We start from the raw sequence: 17,953 nt of genomic DNA, 5'->3' as shown, positions 1-17,953 counted from the left end.
CAAGTGTAACCTTTATGCTTTTATATTGTCCAAACTATTAATTTAACTATGGATTCACAACTACAACTACAATTACAATTGCAATTACTATATTACAAAACTATTATTCCTAAAACACTTGCTACGTTATGTTTATAAATAATGGTTATCAATAAAAAAGCATCTGCATAGGCAGATGCTTAGATGTGATAAGGAGTGTTCTGTGAGGTTAGGATAAGCTTTTCAGCTTGTCCTATGCTATCAATATATGATTTATTTTATAAAACGTGAATAGTTAATAGAATTATTTTATGCCTCTTTTCTAATCTATTCCTATATTAAAACGTCTCTAGTTTCTATACATACTTGAGACGATTCACATTTTTCAATTCTCTACTTTTGTCGCTTCTCCAGTTAATCGCTTACTTTTTAATTAAAAATAAGCATCTAAAACTTCTTTTCCAATATTAGAGTTAATACCAGATTTATCATTTATAACCCACGGTACAACAATAGAAAATGCTACTTCTGGATCATCATATGGGGCATATCCTGCTAATGTTAAGTTATAGCATTCTCTACGATCGCCTTTCTCATTTCGCCCAATATCACTTTCTCCACCGTATACCGTTTGTGCGGTCCCTGTTTTACCAGCTGGTTTATACGGTGCTTTTTGGAACGCTCTTACTCCCGTTCCATCCCCTTCTTGGAATACCTTTCTAAATCCTTCTTTTACTTGATTTATATACTCCTCTTTCATATCTACTTTATTTAAAACGACTGGTTCTATTGAATGCACTACTTTACCAACTTCATCTTTTTGAACGGTTTGTTCTCTAATCTCTTGAACAATTTGCGGTTTCATTCGATAACCGCCATTTGCGATAGTTGATATATAGTGTGCAAGCTGAAGTGGTGTATACGTATCATATTGTCCAATCGAATAATCTAATAAGAAACCAGGCTGATCCTTTTTTTCTCTTGTTTCTTCACTTTGTCATAATCTCCTCCTTTTAGCGATTTGAATAATAACGGTACCTCTAGATTAAAAATAATGTACAACTTCTATACATTACTTTGTATGGATATTAATATAACGCTAAAAACTTAATTGAAATTAAAACAAAGATAAAGAAAAGGTAAAGTTTACCAAAGCAAACATAAAAATACCCAATAACAAAAAGTTTAGCTTTTTGTTATTGGGTATTTAGTAATTTAAGAGTTAATAGTCGATTGTATTGATATACAGCTATCATCACAATTTTATAGACATTGTTTACTCTGAATTTTTGGCAAGTAAATCGTTACAGTTGTCCCGACACCAACCTCACTCATAATACTTATTGTCCCTTGATGACTTTCAATAATTTTATAGCTTAACATTAATCCAATACCAGTACCTTTTTCTTTCGTACTATAAAAAGGCTCCCCTAATCTCTTAATTCTTTCTTCAGGTATTCCGATTCCTTCATCTATTACATGAATAATAACGCCCTCAGTATTGATTTTTTTTATATGAATTGAAATTTTTCCGCCAGCTGGCATAGCTTCAATTGAATTTTGTAAAATGTTAATAAATACCTGTTTCAGTTGATTTTCTGAACACTCAATGATTAACTCTTTGGAATCTGTATATAATTCCACATGAATATTTGTCATAATTGCTTTTGTATTTATTAATGATACGACATTTTTAAATATTTGATAAATATTTTTCTTTTCCGTATTTATTTCATCTGTTTTTGCAATCGACAAAAACTCTTGGAGAATCGCTTCTATTCTTTCAATTTCCGAAAGCATAAGATCAAAATATTTTTCTTGATCTTCTTTATTGATTTGAAATAACTGTATAAATCCTTTAATTACGGTTAATGGGTTTCTAACTTCATGAGCTACGCCCGCTGCTAATTGGCCAATTGCTGCTAATGTATCCGATTTATTTAGTAATTCTTCTGTCTTTTTTCGCTCTGTAATATCGCGTACAATAATCATAATTTTATCATGCAATAACGGTAGGCATCTAGCTTCAAAGAAATTAATACTTCCATTAATTGCAAGTGGGTATTCAACAATTGTATTTGTTCCTTTTTCTTTCACTTGACGAATTGCTTCTTGAAATTGCTGCGCTACTTGAGATGGTAATACTTCGTAAAACTTTTTCCCCATAAAAGCTTCTGCGGGTACGTAAAATTTTGTAGGAGATCCTGCTTTATAATCTATAATTGTGCCATCATCTTCTGTTAAGAAACATAAATCGGGTAAAGCTTTAAAAATTAATTCCAATTCAGATGTTTGTTGTTTTAACTGCTTTTCTATCGCTTTTAAATGTGTAATATCTACGCCAACAGCCCAGTAGCTGAATCCTGTTACAGGAAACTGCTCTGATATATTTGACCACATGATTGTTTTAACTTCTCCATTTTTACATGTTAGACGCATTTCCCAATCTCTAAAATTTTTTCCACGAGTCAAAAATTTACTTTGTATTCGGTGACGATAATTATGGTCTGGATACAATAATTGAAGTGCATTTGGATTCCCGATTATCTCTTCAGCAGTATAACCTGTTACAATTTCACATTCACGATTCCATAGAATAAAATCTCCATTATGATCAAGTGCATCAACCATGACAGGCATATTTTGTAAAATTGTATGTAGCTCCTCCTCTTTTTGAGAGAGCAACGTTGCATTTTTACTTTGAAATACTTTTATTACTCCATCTAAAATTAGGTTTGCTAGCATTTCAAAGTATTTTTGACAATTGAACATTTCACTTTTTGGGCACCATACTACAAAAGATCCTAAATATTGATTGTATAAGAAAATGGGGATTTCAATTTTGGGAAGTTTACATATTTTCATTTCATTTATTCCAAATGAAAATATACATACTCTTTCAGCATCAAGAAGTTGATGTGATATGTTTGTTAATTTATAAAATTGTTCTGCCATGGTTTCTATTGTACTCACATCAATAAATTCCCTTAGCCGCGCATTCATTGCTTTTCCACCTCGATATGTAAAATTAATACAAGTCCAAAATTCATACTTCTCCATTATACGAAGAATGTGCGTCTAGGTATATAGCTGTAGAATAATTATTCAAACAAATTTAATTTTTCAATTAAAAATAGATAATAGTATACACTTCAAGTAAAACTTTCATCCATCAGACATTATCCATTCCATACGAAGCGACTTATTATGTGTATATTTCCCTCTAACTTACTTTCGTTAAATTTCAAAATGGTTAACGACTCTTAGCAGAATAAAAATACAAAAAAGAACATAAAGTTCACAAAATTTTCATAATTATCATGAAAATTTTAAACATTTATTCCAATATATTCTATATAATAACAAGTAATAAGGCTTCTATGAATCTCATAGAATACCTTACCCCTAATAAAAAGTAAAAAAGAATCNNGATTCTTTTTTACTTTTTATGCTAACACATGCGTATACAGAGCATGTGCAACACCGTGCTCTTCATTTGTCAACGTTTCGTATTGACACATCGCTTTTATTTCTTCAACTGCGTTTCCCATTGCAATTGATATATTTGCTTTTTCCATCATGGAAACATCGTTTAGGCCATCACCTATCGCCACAGTATTTTCAACCGGAATATTAAGATGTCCTGCTAAAGTATATAATCCATTTCCTTTTTGAGCATCTCGATGATTAATCTCTAAATTATGCCAATAGGAAGATGTAATTGCTAAATCTGTATTATGCAGAAACTTCTCTTTTAATTGTTTTAATTTCTCAATATCATAAGAAAATGGCAAAAGCTTATGCACATGTATATCTGTTTCTACAATTGGTTTACAACTTTCTGCACTATGAAATGCTGTATGTTCAAGGTATAGTGCTGCAATCGTTTCTAACTCTTTCAAGTCGATATTTTCTTTTGAATTCTTTACGTATTCGATTTCATTACGTACACTCTCTACCCCATATTCCGGTACGTACACACCTTTATCAGTATAAAGCTGATAATATAAGCCATTTTCTTCGAGATAGTTCACAATCTCTAGTGCCTGCATATTTTGAATTGGATATCTCTTCATCATTTTTTTGTCCTTATATATAAGCGCACCGTTTTCCGCAATAATTGGACACTCTAAATTAACTTCTAACAATAATCGTTCAATGTCGACGATAGAACGTCCTGTACAAATTGCTACAACATGGCCCGCTTCCTGACATTTTCGAATTGCTTCTGCATTCTCATTACTAATCATTTTATTCCCCGAAAGAAGAGTTCCATCTAAATCAATTGCGATTAATTTCATTATTTCTTCACCACTTTCTTTAAATACACGAGTTCTAATCGATCAAAAGGTATCGTTCTCATACAGAACTCGTAAAGTACTATTTATTTATAATTTATGAAAAGCGTTTCAGGTCAAGAAATAATTTTAAAAAACATGAATGAAAATGAGATTTATTATCAATACTATAATTAATAAAAGGGCAACCACGATTTGGCTACCCTTCAAAAACTTATATTTCTGGATCGAAAGTTTTACAATCTGTTTCTTCCGTAGTAGAAGCTTGTTTCCCTTTATTACTTACTACATAAATTGCATCTGCACTACATTTGTTACCATTAGCCCAAAATTTACAGTTGTTTACTTCACATAAAACGTCTTGTGCCATAGTATCACACCTCCTTGTTCTATTATCATTAACAAAATTCGGAGGTATGATACTCTTTGGGGTGCATTTTTTATTACCTTTTGAGCTTTCTTAATGGGTCTATATCCCCTCGTACAATAGCATCTATATTTTCAGTTATTTTTTCAATGTCAAAATGCCACCATTGAATTTGCAATAATTCTTCTATTATTTCATTTGAAAATCTCTCTTTTATTTTACTTGCAGGGTTTCCACCAACAATTGTATATGGTGCGACGTCTCTGGTCACAACAGATTTAGCTGCAATTATTGCACCATCACCTATTTTTATTCCAGGCATAATAGTTGTATCCATGCCAATCCAAACGTCATTTCCTATAACTGTATCTCCTTTATATGGTAAATCACATAAATCGGGTGTGAATTTTTCCCATCCATTCCCAAAAACATTAAAAGGATACGCCGAAAATCCATCCATTCGATGATTTGCTCCGTTCATAATAAAGGTAACTCCAGATGCAATGCAACAAAAATTTCCAATAACGAGACGATCTCCGATGAATTCATAATGATATAATACTCGATCTTCAAATGTTTCTCCATCTTTCGCATCATAATAAGAATAGTCACCAACGAGTATATTAGATTTCGTTATTGTATTTTTAATAAAATGAACGTTTTGATTTCCTCCGATTGGGTATTTAACATTTGGATTAGGATTCATTTTGCACAGCACTTCCTTTACCATTCATTTCACTTTCTACCGCTATTATTGGCTTTAAATTGTATATGGGTAAAATAAACAATAATCCAATTATAAATAGTAGAGCCGTTCCCTCATACATCGTACTTAATGAAAACATCTCCTTTAATGAACCAGCAATACTCATCGTTACTACCATTGAACCGGTAAATAGTGGACTTAAAATACCGTTTACCCGTCCAATAAAATCAGTATCGCTATTTTGAATAATGAGCGTATTAATACCTATTTGGATACATGGAAGAGCTAACCCACTAAAAAATTGTGCTGTAAGTGTCACCCATAAATTTGTAGAGTAGCCAATTATACCGATGCCAATTGCCTGACCAAGCATCCCTATAATTAACATTTTTTGCGGAGCAACATTTTTCGCAAACACCATCGCTAAAGCTCCTCCAACAATCATCCCTACACCATTTACTGTTAGTAACCATTGTAAACTCTCTTTTGATAACCCTAACTGCTCAGTCACAATAAATATACCTAGTGGCTGAATTAAACCAATCCCTAGCCCTGCTGCCATAAAACATAGTCCAAGCAAAGTTAATGCTTTTTTCTTTTTTACATATTTAATACCATCCAGCATTTCCTGTAATAGTGTAATTTCTTTCTTTTCATTTTTATTCTCGAGATCTTTCGGAAGAAATAACAAAACAACTGCTGCAAGTAAAAAAGCGATACCTGTTATAATGATTGAAATATAAATTCCAAAGCTATGAAAAATAAATGTGCCTATAATTGGTCCTAACACCATAAATATTGCAAATATCGTTTGATAAATAGACATTGCTAATTGAATTTGTTCTGCCGATAAATGCTGTTTAAATAACTTCATTCCCGATGGTTGAGAAAACTGAGAAAGGATTGCAGAGATAAGCGTCACAAAAAATACGATTTTCCACGTTCCAAACATAAGTGTAATTAATACTGCAAATACTGATAAAGAACTCAAAGTCTCACACCATATCATTGTCCTCTTCGGTTTCCACCTATCAGCAAAAGTTCCACCAATGAATGAGAAAATAAAAATTGGAGCGAATTCAGCAACTGAAATCATTGAAATAGCGAAAGCATCACCTTTCGTCATTTCCATAACATACAGCAATACCGCAAAGTTTCGAACCCATATTCCTATTTGTAAAAATAATGCTGATGCGAGAATTCCTTGCACAAACCGATTTTTTAATACTTGTGATACCCCATGATTTTGTTTCGTTTCCACAGTCGTTGACATAAAAAAGCCTCCTATTTCATGTTCTGAACAGGAGGCAGCACAAATCATATGAAAAGACTATATTTTCGCGGCGCGAAACACATCCCTTTTCTATAAATGTACATACTAACCCTATTCAGAAGAATATTTCGTTTTTTAACGAAGATCTCTTACAAATAGAATTAGTTGATCATTGGGATGTTTTCACCCTTCCGTTTCGAATTTAAATAACACATACATACTCTATGTAAATCATTTTCGATGTATGCATGTCTAAAAATAAATATTCTAGAATGTTAATGGTAATTCCTCTAAAGAACGCATTAAATAATTACCTTGCCATTTGATTTTTTCACGATTCCCTTTTATTTGTAGTTCAGGCATACGCTTTAACAAAGTAGAAATAGCAATCTTTGCTTCTAACCTAGCAAGTGGAGCTCCTAGACAGAAATGGCTACCATGACCAAAGGCAATATGACGATTATTTTCCCTCGTAATATCAAATACTTCCGGATTTTCAAATACTGTTTCATCACGGTTGGCAGAAGCTAATGCAATGATAACCATGTCTCCTTTTTGTATTGTTTGATCGTGGATTTGAAAAGGTTCAGCCGCCCATCTTGCAGTTGTAATCTCAACTGGAGAATAATAACGTAAACCTTCCTCAATAGCAGTATCAATTAACGTTGGATTTTCTTTTAATAATTGTAATTGATTAGGGTTTTCAAGAAGTGCTAATACCGTATTTGTAATTAAATTCACAGTCGTCTCGTGTCCTGCTACGATTAATAGCATTATCATTGAATATAGCTCTGCAGCACTAAGTTTATGCCCTTCATTTTCTGCAAGTATTAGCGCACTTACCAAATCTTCTTTTGGATCTTTTCGTTTTACATCAACTATATATTGAAGATATGTAATAAACTCAGATAGTTGTTTTTCGATTTCTTTTATTTCTTCAGGTGTTTTTGGCGATGCAATGACAGCATGCGACCAAATTCTAAATTTCGCTTGATCCTCTTTTGGAATTCCAAGCATCTCGCTTATTACAATAATCGGTAATGGGAATGAATAATCATCTACAAGATTTAATGTACCTTTTTGCTCTGCAGCACTTATTAAACTATCCGCGATTTTCTGAATTCTTCCGTCTAATTGTGTAATCATCTTCGGTGTAAAAGCTTTTTGGACTAAAGATCGTAAACGATTGTGGTTAGGTGGATCCGAATTCAACATATGAGTTGTCAAATGATCACTATTGTCAATGGAAAGATACATGTTCTTTGTATCTTGAGGAAACACATTTACCAGATCTTTCTTTAAGCGATTATCTTTTAAAAGTGGCAGAGCATCTTCATATCTTGTAATAAGCCATTCGGCACCTAATTCAGTTTTATTTACAAATAAGATAGGTTGCACTTTTCTTGATTCTTTATAAATTTCATAAGCATCTTCTTTAAAATGAGCTGAAGCTAAATTAATACCATCTTCTATTCTTAGCCCAACTTTATTTTTCATTGACATTGTATTCCCCCACTCTCATTTGCTATTGAAAATCAACCCAACATTTGCATTATACTCCAATAAAAACGTAAAAATTGTAAGTTTTTAATCAGAAGCTTACTTCTTATGTTGAAAAATAAAAAAGTGAGAGAGTAAAATCATTTAGCTCTCCCACTTCTCTTTATGCGAAGCACATAAAATTACTAATTTGTTGATAGCGGTAACTTACTTTACGACGACGGCCACCTTGCCAAGTGTAACCTGATACTCCGTTGCTTCTCACTTCAGTCGGAAAGAACCATAAGTCTCTTCCAAAAGGTCCAGGACGATGTAAACGTAAATATCCCCATCTTCCTAAGCAGTTACACATCCATGATTTCATATTGCCAGCTTGTGCAGGAGAAGCAAATGTTGACGGTAAAGACGGAGCTTGTGATGGTGGTGGTGACGTTGGAGCATCTTCCGCATCATCTGGTCTGTAATCTTCATGTTCAATATCTCTCGCTTCATTTGCTGATGTATACCCATAATTTTGCGGATTATAATACATCGCTTGATCATATGGATAATTTTGTTCGTTATACATAGTAACAAATCACCTTCTTTTCATTAATTACCTTTAACATTCATATGTGATTTGACACCTATAGGAAGCTTATGTATAGCCCAATTTCAAACCGAAAAAAACTTGTATTTTTGTTTTCAAAAATACAAGTTTTTTTAAAATAGAACATATCTTTATTTTTTCAACTTTACACTATAAAAACGCATTTCTTCTAATAAATTTAACTATATAAGAATACTTTGAAGTAAATGTTTTGCTTCATCTTCATACATATCCTCAACAGCATTTTTAATTTTATCTATCATGTAAATCCCTCTATTCATTTCAAAAGTAACATAGACTATAGTGTATCATTTCAGTACAAATATTTAAAAGTTTTATCTTTAGTATTAGTGTGTGAAATTTGCTGCATTTTTTCCATTGCAAATTATTTATAACGTATTTTATTTTTATGAAGAAAACACTTTATAAATCTTTTTATTTATATGTATAATTATATAAAAAAACATAGGAGGAATTTCCATAATGAAAAAACTAATTAATTACAAATACCTTTTAAAAAACTGGCGATATCTTTTCATATGTATACTCCCTACAATTAGTTTATTTTACATTTTCGACGTTACTTTTGAATTACTGTACCACCAAGATTTCTACTTATCTAACTTAATATGTGCTGTAATCTTATTCATTTTATTTATCAATATTAAAGATAAATTTAAAATTAAAGATGATAGTACTTTATGATTAAACGTGATTCTTTTACGTTCAATCCTTTTTTAATTAGATGCTTATTAGAAACTTACACTGCCTCAAAATGATTGCTCATATCCTTTTCTTCTGTACAAATACCTTTTGTTTCTTTCAGTGTAATTGGTATATTGCTATTTATTATATTGATTCGACATGTTTTACAAACAAAAAAGAACATCTTCAATATCGGATGCCCTCATGTGATTTGGAACGAAACGGAACAAAAGAGTTCAGTCTACCTTCTGACGGCGATTCATCTCCACCTGAATTGTTGGGTTTCACCCGTAACACAAATCAGATGAAGTCTTCTTGTCGAAAAAGATAAAAAACTGTGAGAACGTATCCCACAGTTTATCTATGTATGTTAAAATTATTTTTTAAATTTAAATCTTTCTATAAAGTTTCTTTTTCCTCTTTTTCATTTCCTGAAACTAAGTTACCTATAGCATCTGCCGTTACTTCAACTACAAATTCACAAATCCCAGCTACAACTTCTCCAATTACTTCATCCATCTTTTCCCCCCCTTATTTTATGGAACTTATTTGTAGTATAGTAGCAATTCATTAATTGAAACTATCGGAAAAGGTGACACAAACCTTACATATTTGTAAGCTCTTTCATTTTTTCGCTTATCTTCTTTAAACCCAAGTATTTTTAATAGAGATATCGGTCATCATAATATGAGGTAAGTCATAATCCTGTTAGAGGAGGCGTTTAAAATATATTACGTAAAATTAATTAAAGGTCAATCCTTCTATGCTTTTAATCGTCGTTTTTTAGTATCTCAAGAAGAAGAAGTTTCAGAAAAAACGTATAATTACTTACGCCGAAATGAATTCTTCGAAGTACGTAAAGAAGAATTTTCTGCCTAATTTACATTGAAAGGTCAAACCCCTCTCACATGAGAGGGGTTTGACCTTTTTAATTTCCTATATCGATGTTTATCGATTCTTTTATAAATTGATACGTTTCTAATTCTAATTCTGTCACTTTTTTTCTATATATACCAGACTCATTCAAACTTATCCATAACCAACCTTTAAACAAGTCTTTTTTTAATTGACCTGTTATATAAACTCCTGTTTTCATAGCTTGTTCTTCATGTAATAAAACATATTCTCTTTCATTCTCTAATAAACATAAAGTTTCTCCAACCATTTCATCTTTACGAAGGAGGAATTTGTATACTTCCTCTTCAAACTTTACGCTAATCAAATATGTGCTACATGGACTTACTTCATATAGATGCGTTTCTATACTATTCACCTCCTATCAATAATTACATTTTAACATCCGGATATTTAAATAAAAATAGTGTTATATAAGAATTTACAAATGGATTACACATTCATATTTTTACACTATTTCAATATATAAACCTACTAACATTTCGACAAATCAAAAAGATTGAAATCCACTAATGAAACACGTATTATAGACTCTGACTCTAAAAAAGAGCGTGAAAAAATAATACATAAATAAGGAGATTTTATATACGAGTTTTTTATTTTAAAAGACGGAGAGGTTTTATATTATGTGGCGTAATAAAAACGTTTGGATTGTTCTAATTGGGGAGTTTATTGCTGGTCTAGGATTATGGCTTGGTATACTTGGTAACCTTGAATTCATGCAAAAATATGTCCCTTCTGATTTCATGAAATCAGTTATATTATTTATTGGACTACTAGCAGGTGTTCTAGTTGGTCCTATGGCTGGCCGTGTCATCGATCAGTATGAAAAGAAGAAAGTTCTTCTATATGCTGGATTTGGTCGAGTTTTAAGTGTTATTTTTATGTTTTTCGCTATTCAGTATGAAAGTATCGCCTTTATGATTGCATTCATGATTGCACTTCAAATTTCAGCAGCATTTTATTTTCCAGCACTACAATCTGTAATCCCTCTAATTGTTAGTGAACATGAGTTATTACAGATGAATGGTGTACATATGAATGTTGGTACAATCGCTCGTATTGCAGGTACTTCACTAGGTGGAATTCTTTTAGTTGTAATGAGTTTACAGTATATGTATGCCTTCTCTATGGCAGCATACGCTTTATTATTCCTCTCAACTTTCTTCCTACGATTTGAAGACAAGAAATCAACAATACCAAGTGAACAAGCTGCAAAAGACAATAGCTTTATGGAAGTATTTCGTATTTTAAAAGGAATTCCTATTGCTTTTACAGCACTTATATTAAGTATTATCCCCCTATTATTTATAGCTGGGTTTAATTTAATGGTCATTAATATTAGCGAAATGCAACATGATCCAACGATTAAGGGATTCATATATACAATTGAAGGTATCGCCTTTATGCTAGGTGCCTTCGTTATTAAACGTCTATCTGATCATTTCAAACCTGAAAAATTACTATATTTCTTCGCAACTTGTACTGCATTTGCACACCTTTCGTTATTCTTTAGTGATGTAAAATGGATGGCCCTTGTATCATTTGGTTTATTTGGATTTAGTGTAGGTTGCTTCTTCCCGATAATGTCGACAATTTTCCAAACGAAAGTAGAAAGAAGTTATCACGGACGTCTCTTCTCATTCCGTAATATGTTTGAAAGAGTTATGTTCCAAATCGTATTACTCGGAACGGGATTCTTCTTAGATACGATTGGATTACAATATATGGTTCTCATCTTCGGAGTTATTTCATTGTTGATTATTTTTATTTCTCTATCTAAGCAAAAACAATTTGAAAAACAAACGTCACAATCTGCGAATGTATAAGGTGTAAATTTAGTTGGCAGAGGATTTACGGGCAGTAAGACTTATACTCCTTAAGAATGGATTCAGCATTTTACTGGGTCCATTCTTTTTCAATTTCTAGGATAAAAAATTATATACTTTGTATAGTTCAAAGATTTAGAGGAGTATCCCCTACTACTTTCGAATACAATAAATTATAGATTTTTCAAAAAGGAGCTGTGGAAATGTATGATCCAATTATTAATTATCCTTCTTTTTTCATTAGTTATGTTTGGTATTCTAAATTTTTTAGCCATTTCCTTATCTCAAAATAATTTTAAAAGAAGGATTGCTGCAGGTTTCCTATTTTTATTGTTAACTCCCATTATCTTTTTGACTACTACAGCATTCACTTCTATATTCGATAAAGATGATTTTGGAATAGCTAACCTAACCTTTGTTATTGTAAATGTATATATTGTAAATGGAATTGTCATTCTTCTTTCCGCTTCATTTATCCTCAACAAACATAACTTAAGATAGAGTACTAGGCATGAATCTAGATTACACTAGATTCATGCCTTTTCACTTTAAAAACCTCACCTTTCTCCAAATTTTTATGTGAAATTAAATAATTCTTTATAAAAATTTAAACATTATTTATTACAATATTCATATCGTACGTTTTATACGTACTACATACGAAAGGAGCACAAAATGAAAAAATTTCTATTAATATCTCCTATACTCGCCATTCTTCTTAGTGGGTGCAGCAATAATGATATATACGGTTCTTGGGAAATCGTTGACAATAAAAATGGGGAATGTCCTGTATCTTATAAATTTGAAACAATTGTAAAAGAGGAAAAGAAAGTAGAAATTGTACAAAATTTAGTGGAAATGCAAACGACAAATAAAAAAGAAGATTTATATAAAGGTTCGTTTGTAAATAACTCTAGCTTATACCACATTGATTATGGTAACTCCTTTACATCGGATCAATCTTTAAAAATTGTCGATAATAAATTAATTGTATATTTTACTAATGCTGAAAAAATATGTACATATAAAAAAATAAGTGATTAACTATAGGGATTTTACAAAACCGCAAAATATATTTTTGCGGTTTTGTACTATAGATGCTTTCTTAAAAATATTTCCCCTTTTAAATCCTCTAATTATAATATAGAATTAATTAATAAACATTTTTTATTGTGAGGTGTTTTTTTGAGGAGCTTAAGTTCTTTAATTATATCAACAGTTTGTTCCGTAATCCTTATTCTATGGAGTGCTATTTTATTCTATGAAAAATTCACTACAGGGAATTCATACTATTGGCTTAGCGGCATAATAGGTGTGGTGTTCGTATTCTTTTTAATACAAAATATCCGAGATATTATAAACAAAAACTCTAAAACATCTTAACTGTTTTAGAAGAAATATATAATACTCTAATCCTTCCTCTAAATTTGTCAATCGTTTTAATTTTCATAAAAAAATGATAAAATATAAACATGTGTTTTCAGAATAATTAAAAACGCAGAAAGAAAACACAGTTTTTAGGAGGGGTTTTGATGACTTACACGTTAGCAACTAGAATGAAAGCATTCCAATCTTCTATTTTTAGTGAATTAGGGGCCTATAAAAAAGAGAAAATTGCAGCAGGGCATAAAATGATTGATTTAAGTATCGGGAATCCTGATATGCCTCCTGTTGACTTCGTAAGAGAAGCACTGGTACATACAGCGAGTGAAAAAGAAAGCTATGGATATACATTAGCAGGTATACAAGAATTTCACGAATCTGTAACTGAATATTACAACAACACTCATAACGTTATATTAAACGCTGAAAAAGAAGTTTTATTATTAATGGGTTCACAAGACGGACTCGTTCATTTACCTATGGTTTATGCAAATCCTGGAGATATAATATTAGTTCCTGATCCAGGATATACAGCTTATGAAACAGGTATTCAAATGGCCGGTGCAACATCTTACTACATGCCATTAAAAAAAGAAAATGATTTCTTACCTAATTTAGAAGTTATTCCTAAAGAAATCGCCGATAAAGCGAAGATGATGATTTTGAACTTCCCAGGGAACCCAGTTCCAGCAATGGCTCATGAAGATTTCTTTAAAGAAGTAATCGCATTCGCGAAAAAACATAATATTATCGTTGTTCATGATTTTGCTTATGCTGAATTTTATTTTGATGGCCAAAAACCAATTAGCTTCTTATCTGTACCTGGCGCAAAAGAAGTTGGCGTTGAAATTAACTCTTTATCTAAAAGTTATAGTTTAGCAGGTAGCCGTATTGGGTATATGATTGGTAACGAAGAAATTGTCGGCGCGCTTACACAATTTAAGTCTAATACAGATTACGGTGTGTTTTTACCAATTCAAAAAGCAGCATGTACGGCACTTAGAAATGGCGCTGCATTTTGTGAAAAAAACCGCGGTATTTATCAAGAACGTAGAGATACTTTAGTCGATGGATTCCGAACATTCGGTTGGAACGTCGATAAACCCGCTGGCAGTATGTTCGTTTGGGCTGAAATTCCAAAAGGGTGGACTTCTCTAGAATTCGCTTATGCATTAATGGATCGCGCAAATGTCGTTGTCACACCAGGTCATGCTTTCGGCCCTCATGGTGAAGGCTTTGTACGTATTGCACTTGTTCAAGATAAAGCAGTATTACAAGAAGCAGTTGAAAACATTAAAAACAGTGGTATTTTCTCTCTTGGAAAAGTAGAGGAACTAGTTAAAAATTAATAATAACTCCCCTGCTTAACTTTAGCAGGGGTATTATTATTCCTGGAGGTACGCTATGAATATTAAAGATACTCTTCCCCATCGCTATCCATTTTTAATGATTGATAAAGTAACAAATATAAAACAAGATGAATCCGTTACAGGATACAAATTCATCACAAATAACGAATGGTTTATAAATGATAGTCAAAAACATATGCCTCATATGTTAATTGTGGAAGCACTTGCTCAGCTAAGTGCTTTTATACATACAAGCGATTCTGAAGGATTAGGCTTTCTCTCCTCATTAGATGGAGTCGAGTTTCATGAAAAAGCGTATCCTGGTGATACACTTGATTTACGTTATGAACTAATACGTAACCGCCGCGGTTTTGTTCTTGGGAAAGGTACAGCAACAGTTAGCGATCAGTCAATTGTAACTATAGAAAAGCTATTAATATATCAAGCCGATTAAGTGACTTTTTAATCAGTCAGGGTATCCTATCCCCCACCAATCGGATTGATTGAAATTAATAGAATAAACATATTACATAGTTAGGAGTAGAAAAATGGTAAGTACAGTCGGTATCGATGCTGGAGGCACATTAACGAAAATTGCTTATTTTAACGAAAAAAAGCAATTAGCTTTTGAAAAATTTTATTCACTTGAACAAGATAAAATTATAGATTGGCTTAAGAACAACAATAGAATGAAACAAATATGTATTACAGGCGGAAAAGCAAAACAAGTACAACAACTACTTTCAGATTCATATAAAATAGTGGAACTAAACGAATTTGAAGCTACTCTTGCTGGTGTTCGATACATATTAAAAAAAGAACACCATTCTATAAACAACTTTATTTTAACAAATATCGGGACAGGTACTTCCATCCATTACGTCTATAATGACCAATATATTCGCGCTGGTGGAACTGGAGTTGGTGGTGGTACAATTATGGGGCTTTCCAAACTATTAACAAATATAGATCAGTTTGAAGATGTAATCCCTCTAACAAAAACAGGTTCTAGAAAAGATTTAGACATTACGGTCGGAGATATTTATGGAGGTATTCTCTCCCCTATTGATAATAGTTTAACAGCAAGTAACTTTGGGAAAGCAGCCAATATAGACTCGAATTTTAGTAAATCAGATATAATCGCAACCGTTCAAGGGCTTGTTGGTGAAGTCGTTACCGCATTAAGCCTTCAATTTGCCGAAGCAAAAAATATTGACCATATCATTTATATCGGTTCTACTCTATGTAATAACGTACATCTTCAAAAAATTATAAGTAGCTATACGGAATACCAAAACAAAATACCAGTCTTTTTACAAGAAGGTGGTTATAGTGGTGCGATTGGTGCCCTACTTCATGTTTCGAATAAAAAAAGCTGACTTTTGTCAGCTTTTTTGCAATGGTACTTCAAATTCAATAATTGACTCCCCGTTCTTTCCAATACGCTCTACACTAATTCTATCAATCACACAATTTAACTTCTCATGAAAACTAGGCATACCCTTAACTACTTCAGTAGCCAACTCGGCACTTTCTTTTCTACCGACTGTTACATGCGGGATGTATGAAATCTCTTCTTTCAAAAATTGTAATAAAGGTCCTGTATACAGGATATCATGTAGTTCTTCTATTTGTTCTTTTCCCTTTTCAATTCGTAAAAATAAATATTCTCCCTTACTCGTAATTTGGTTTGCAAATTCAAGTTCTATATTTTGTATCCCTTTTGAAACATTTAAAATATGTAATTCCAGCTCACTATTTAAAATGGGAAAACACTTGTAATATGCGGTGGAATTAATTCGAATAAAGGATCATGTTTTTGTCTAATATCCTCTATTTCATTGATGGGCATGTTGTTTAGAAAAAGTAAAATCGTACGCATTTTTATCCACCCTACTTCCCTCATTTTTTATATTTATCATATTGTATCGCGGCTTGCACTTCAACAAATGATTTCAATTATATATAAAAAGAAAAAACTTCTCGAAAAAGACGTTTTTTCTTATATAGCATGATTATTATTTTCCCGCCAAACTTTCCTGAACTTAATATAACACGCAATTCCCCACGGAATAATATACGAGACTGCAACGATAGAAAATAATAAACCGATTGTTTGTGGATCTAAACCAACAATATATTACCTAGAGTCGTATCTTAAAATAACAAGTGCAATAAAAGTAATTAAAAAAGCTGCGCTTTTTTTCGTATAAATAAAAAAATTGTTAGCATAACAATTACATTATGATGCATATGTTTCATTTAACATCCCCCATTTTTACCGATATTTCGTTAATTACAATACTTCTTTTCAAATCCCTTTTTAATATACGCATTTTAATCAAAATTAAAAATTTTCAATTTTTATGTTTACAATTATCCATTAATTGTATATAATTACTAACGTAAGAAAAATATTCTAAAAGGAGGTCGAAGGAAATGATGAAATTACATTTACATGCTTTAACTTTAGCGTTAACTGCACCTGTGTTTTTCGGACAATTAAATATGAATTCGACCACCCTAACGGAGAATTGAAAATCGTACTTTATTTCTATTAATTCATAAATTCGCCACAGGAGGTCGTATACTTTCCTGTGGCTTTTTCACGCCTCGCCATAGGAGAACTATATCTTCCTGTGGCTTTTTTGTGCGATTTTTTAGTCTCTTACATTATTTTTTAAAGAAAGGAGCAACATTCGATGACTATTAGCGTATTGTTTTTAAGTATTACGATTCAAAGAAATACAATTTCCAAAGCTAAAATTTTTCATAATGAACAGATTGAAAAAGCTATGAATGATGTTAAGGAGCGCCAAGTGCTGTATTGTGATCACCTGTAATTCCTTTTCGAAAGGAGGAATTCGTCTATGACTTTTCATATTTTCTTTTTTACGACTGCACTTCAGAAAAAAACATTATCTGAAGATGAAATTATTCGTAACCAGCAATTAAAACAAACTATGGATAAAATAACGGACATTAAAAGTTCGCATTATACACAAATGTGTTAAAAATATATTTTAAAGGAGCAATATCTTAATGAAATTTAAAGCATTC

The 17,953-nt window shown here is 31.9% G+C and carries 18 protein-coding genes and 3 pseudogenes; 10 read left to right on the top strand and 11 right to left on the bottom strand.

The window, feature by feature from the left end:
• Positions 1-412: 412 nt before the first annotated feature.
• From COE49_RS22575 to COE49_RS22535, 8 genes and pseudogenes are all read right to left on the bottom strand, one after another.
• Positions 413-955: pseudogene (locus COE49_RS22575) on the bottom strand (penicillin-binding transpeptidase domain-containing protein); the annotation flags it as partial.
• Between the two features lie 287 nt (positions 956-1,242).
• Positions 1,243-2,982, bottom strand: coding sequence for a PAS domain-containing sensor histidine kinase (locus COE49_RS22570; protein WP_098252049.1), 1,740 nt, complete (start codon positions 2,980-2,982; stop codon positions 1,243-1,245).
• A 443-nt stretch (positions 2,983-3,425) separates the two neighbouring features.
• Positions 3,426-4,280: a Cof-type HAD-IIB family hydrolase gene (locus COE49_RS22565; protein WP_088229371.1), complete on the bottom strand. Its 855-nt coding sequence runs from the start codon at positions 4,278-4,280 to the stop codon at positions 3,426-3,428.
• A 211-nt stretch (positions 4,281-4,491) separates the two neighbouring features.
• Positions 4,492-4,647 carry a DUF1540 domain-containing protein gene (locus COE49_RS22560; protein WP_000046093.1) on the bottom strand — a complete coding sequence of 52 codons (156 nt, stop codon included), beginning with the start codon at positions 4,645-4,647 and terminating at the stop codon, positions 4,492-4,494.
• 73 nt (positions 4,648-4,720) lie between these two features.
• Positions 4,721-5,350 (bottom strand): Vat family streptogramin A O-acetyltransferase, encoded by a 630-nt coding sequence (locus tag COE49_RS22555; protein ID WP_088229372.1) that lies wholly within the window; start codon positions 5,348-5,350, stop codon positions 4,721-4,723.
• Positions 5,340-6,623, bottom strand: coding sequence for an MFS transporter (locus tag COE49_RS22550; protein ID WP_098946106.1), 1,284 nt, complete (start codon positions 6,621-6,623; stop codon positions 5,340-5,342). The genes COE49_RS22555 and COE49_RS22550 overlap by 11 nt, the downstream gene beginning before the upstream one ends.
• A 267-nt stretch (positions 6,624-6,890) precedes the next feature.
• Positions 6,891-8,126 (bottom strand): cytochrome P450 family protein, encoded by a 1,236-nt coding sequence (locus COE49_RS22540; RefSeq protein ID WP_088229374.1) that lies wholly within the window; start codon positions 8,124-8,126, stop codon positions 6,891-6,893.
• Positions 8,127-8,286: 160 nt separating this feature from the next.
• On the bottom strand, positions 8,287-8,691 hold the full coding sequence (locus COE49_RS22535) for a hypothetical protein (RefSeq protein WP_088229375.1): 405 nt from the start codon (positions 8,689-8,691) through the stop codon (positions 8,287-8,289).
• 501 nt (positions 8,692-9,192) lie between these two features.
• Here COE49_RS22535 and COE49_RS22530 point away from each other — a divergent pair.
• On the top strand, positions 9,193-9,417 hold the full coding sequence (locus COE49_RS22530) for a hypothetical protein (protein WP_071712151.1): 225 nt from the start codon (positions 9,193-9,195) through the stop codon (positions 9,415-9,417).
• A gap of 726 nt (positions 9,418-10,143) precedes the next feature.
• Positions 10,144-10,296 carry a YqbF domain-containing protein gene (locus COE49_RS22520; RefSeq protein ID WP_071712142.1) on the top strand — a complete coding sequence of 51 codons (153 nt, stop codon included), beginning with the start codon at positions 10,144-10,146 and terminating at the stop codon, positions 10,294-10,296.
• A gap of 49 nt (positions 10,297-10,345) precedes the next feature.
• On the opposite strand, the gene COE49_RS22515 is transcribed toward COE49_RS22520, so the two are convergent.
• The gene (locus COE49_RS22515) at positions 10,346-10,639 is read right to left on the bottom strand and encodes a hypothetical protein (RefSeq protein ID WP_240522805.1); all 294 of its coding nucleotides are present in this window, start codon (positions 10,637-10,639) and stop codon (positions 10,346-10,348) included.
• Positions 10,640-10,958: 319 nt separating this feature from the next.
• Between COE49_RS22515 and COE49_RS22510 the strand changes: the two genes are divergently transcribed.
• From COE49_RS22510 to coaW, 6 genes are all read left to right on the top strand, one after another.
• Complete coding sequence (locus COE49_RS22510) at positions 10,959-12,161, top strand: MFS transporter (RefSeq protein WP_088229377.1); 1,203 nt, start codon at positions 10,959-10,961, stop codon at positions 12,159-12,161.
• Positions 12,162-12,368: 207 nt separating this feature from the next.
• Positions 12,369-12,662 carry a hypothetical protein gene (locus COE49_RS22505; protein ID WP_088229378.1) on the top strand — a complete coding sequence of 98 codons (294 nt, stop codon included), beginning with the start codon at positions 12,369-12,371 and terminating at the stop codon, positions 12,660-12,662.
• 174 nt (positions 12,663-12,836) lie between these two features.
• Positions 12,837-13,205 carry a hypothetical protein gene (locus tag COE49_RS22500; RefSeq protein WP_088229379.1) on the top strand — a complete coding sequence of 123 codons (369 nt, stop codon included), beginning with the start codon at positions 12,837-12,839 and terminating at the stop codon, positions 13,203-13,205.
• A gap of 488 nt (positions 13,206-13,693) precedes the next feature.
• Positions 13,694-14,893 carry an LL-diaminopimelate aminotransferase gene (locus COE49_RS22490; RefSeq protein WP_141524715.1) on the top strand — a complete coding sequence of 400 codons (1,200 nt, stop codon included), beginning with the start codon at positions 13,694-13,696 and terminating at the stop codon, positions 14,891-14,893.
• A gap of 55 nt (positions 14,894-14,948) precedes the next feature.
• Positions 14,949-15,347, top strand: coding sequence for a 3-hydroxyacyl-ACP dehydratase FabZ family protein (locus tag COE49_RS22485; protein ID WP_098357682.1), 399 nt, complete (start codon positions 14,949-14,951; stop codon positions 15,345-15,347).
• 94 nt (positions 15,348-15,441) lie between these two features.
• Positions 15,442-16,272, top strand: coding sequence for a type II pantothenate kinase (coaW, locus tag COE49_RS22480; RefSeq protein WP_098357683.1), 831 nt, complete (start codon positions 15,442-15,444; stop codon positions 16,270-16,272).
• 6 nt (positions 16,273-16,278) lie between these two features.
• Here the strand turns inward: coaW and COE49_RS22475 are convergent.
• Positions 16,279-16,775, bottom strand: a pseudogene (locus COE49_RS22475) (2'-5' RNA ligase family protein).
• A gap of 120 nt (positions 16,776-16,895) precedes the next feature.
• Positions 16,896-17,108, bottom strand: a pseudogene (locus tag COE49_RS22470) (CcdC protein domain-containing protein); the annotation flags it as partial.
• A gap of 487 nt (positions 17,109-17,595) precedes the next feature.
• Here COE49_RS22470 and COE49_RS22460 point away from each other — a divergent pair.
• Both COE49_RS22460 and COE49_RS22455 read left to right on the top strand, forming a co-directional pair.
• Positions 17,596-17,736: a YrzI family small protein gene (locus tag COE49_RS22460; protein WP_088229386.1), complete on the top strand. Its 141-nt coding sequence runs from the start codon at positions 17,596-17,598 to the stop codon at positions 17,734-17,736.
• 27 nt (positions 17,737-17,763) lie between these two features.
• Entirely contained in the window at positions 17,764-17,907 is a 144-nt protein-coding gene (locus tag COE49_RS22455; protein WP_088229387.1) for a YrzI family small protein, read from the top strand.
• Positions 17,908-17,953 lie beyond the last annotated feature (46 nt).

Origin of the sequence: Bacillus sp. AFS029637, from assembly GCF_002584985.1 — a bacterium.
In the GTDB taxonomy this organism is placed as follows: Bacteria; Bacillota; Bacilli; order Bacillales; family Bacillaceae_G; genus Bacillus_A.
Note: the sequence above shows the minus strand (reverse complement) of the source record. Positions and strands in the feature narration are given on the sequence as shown.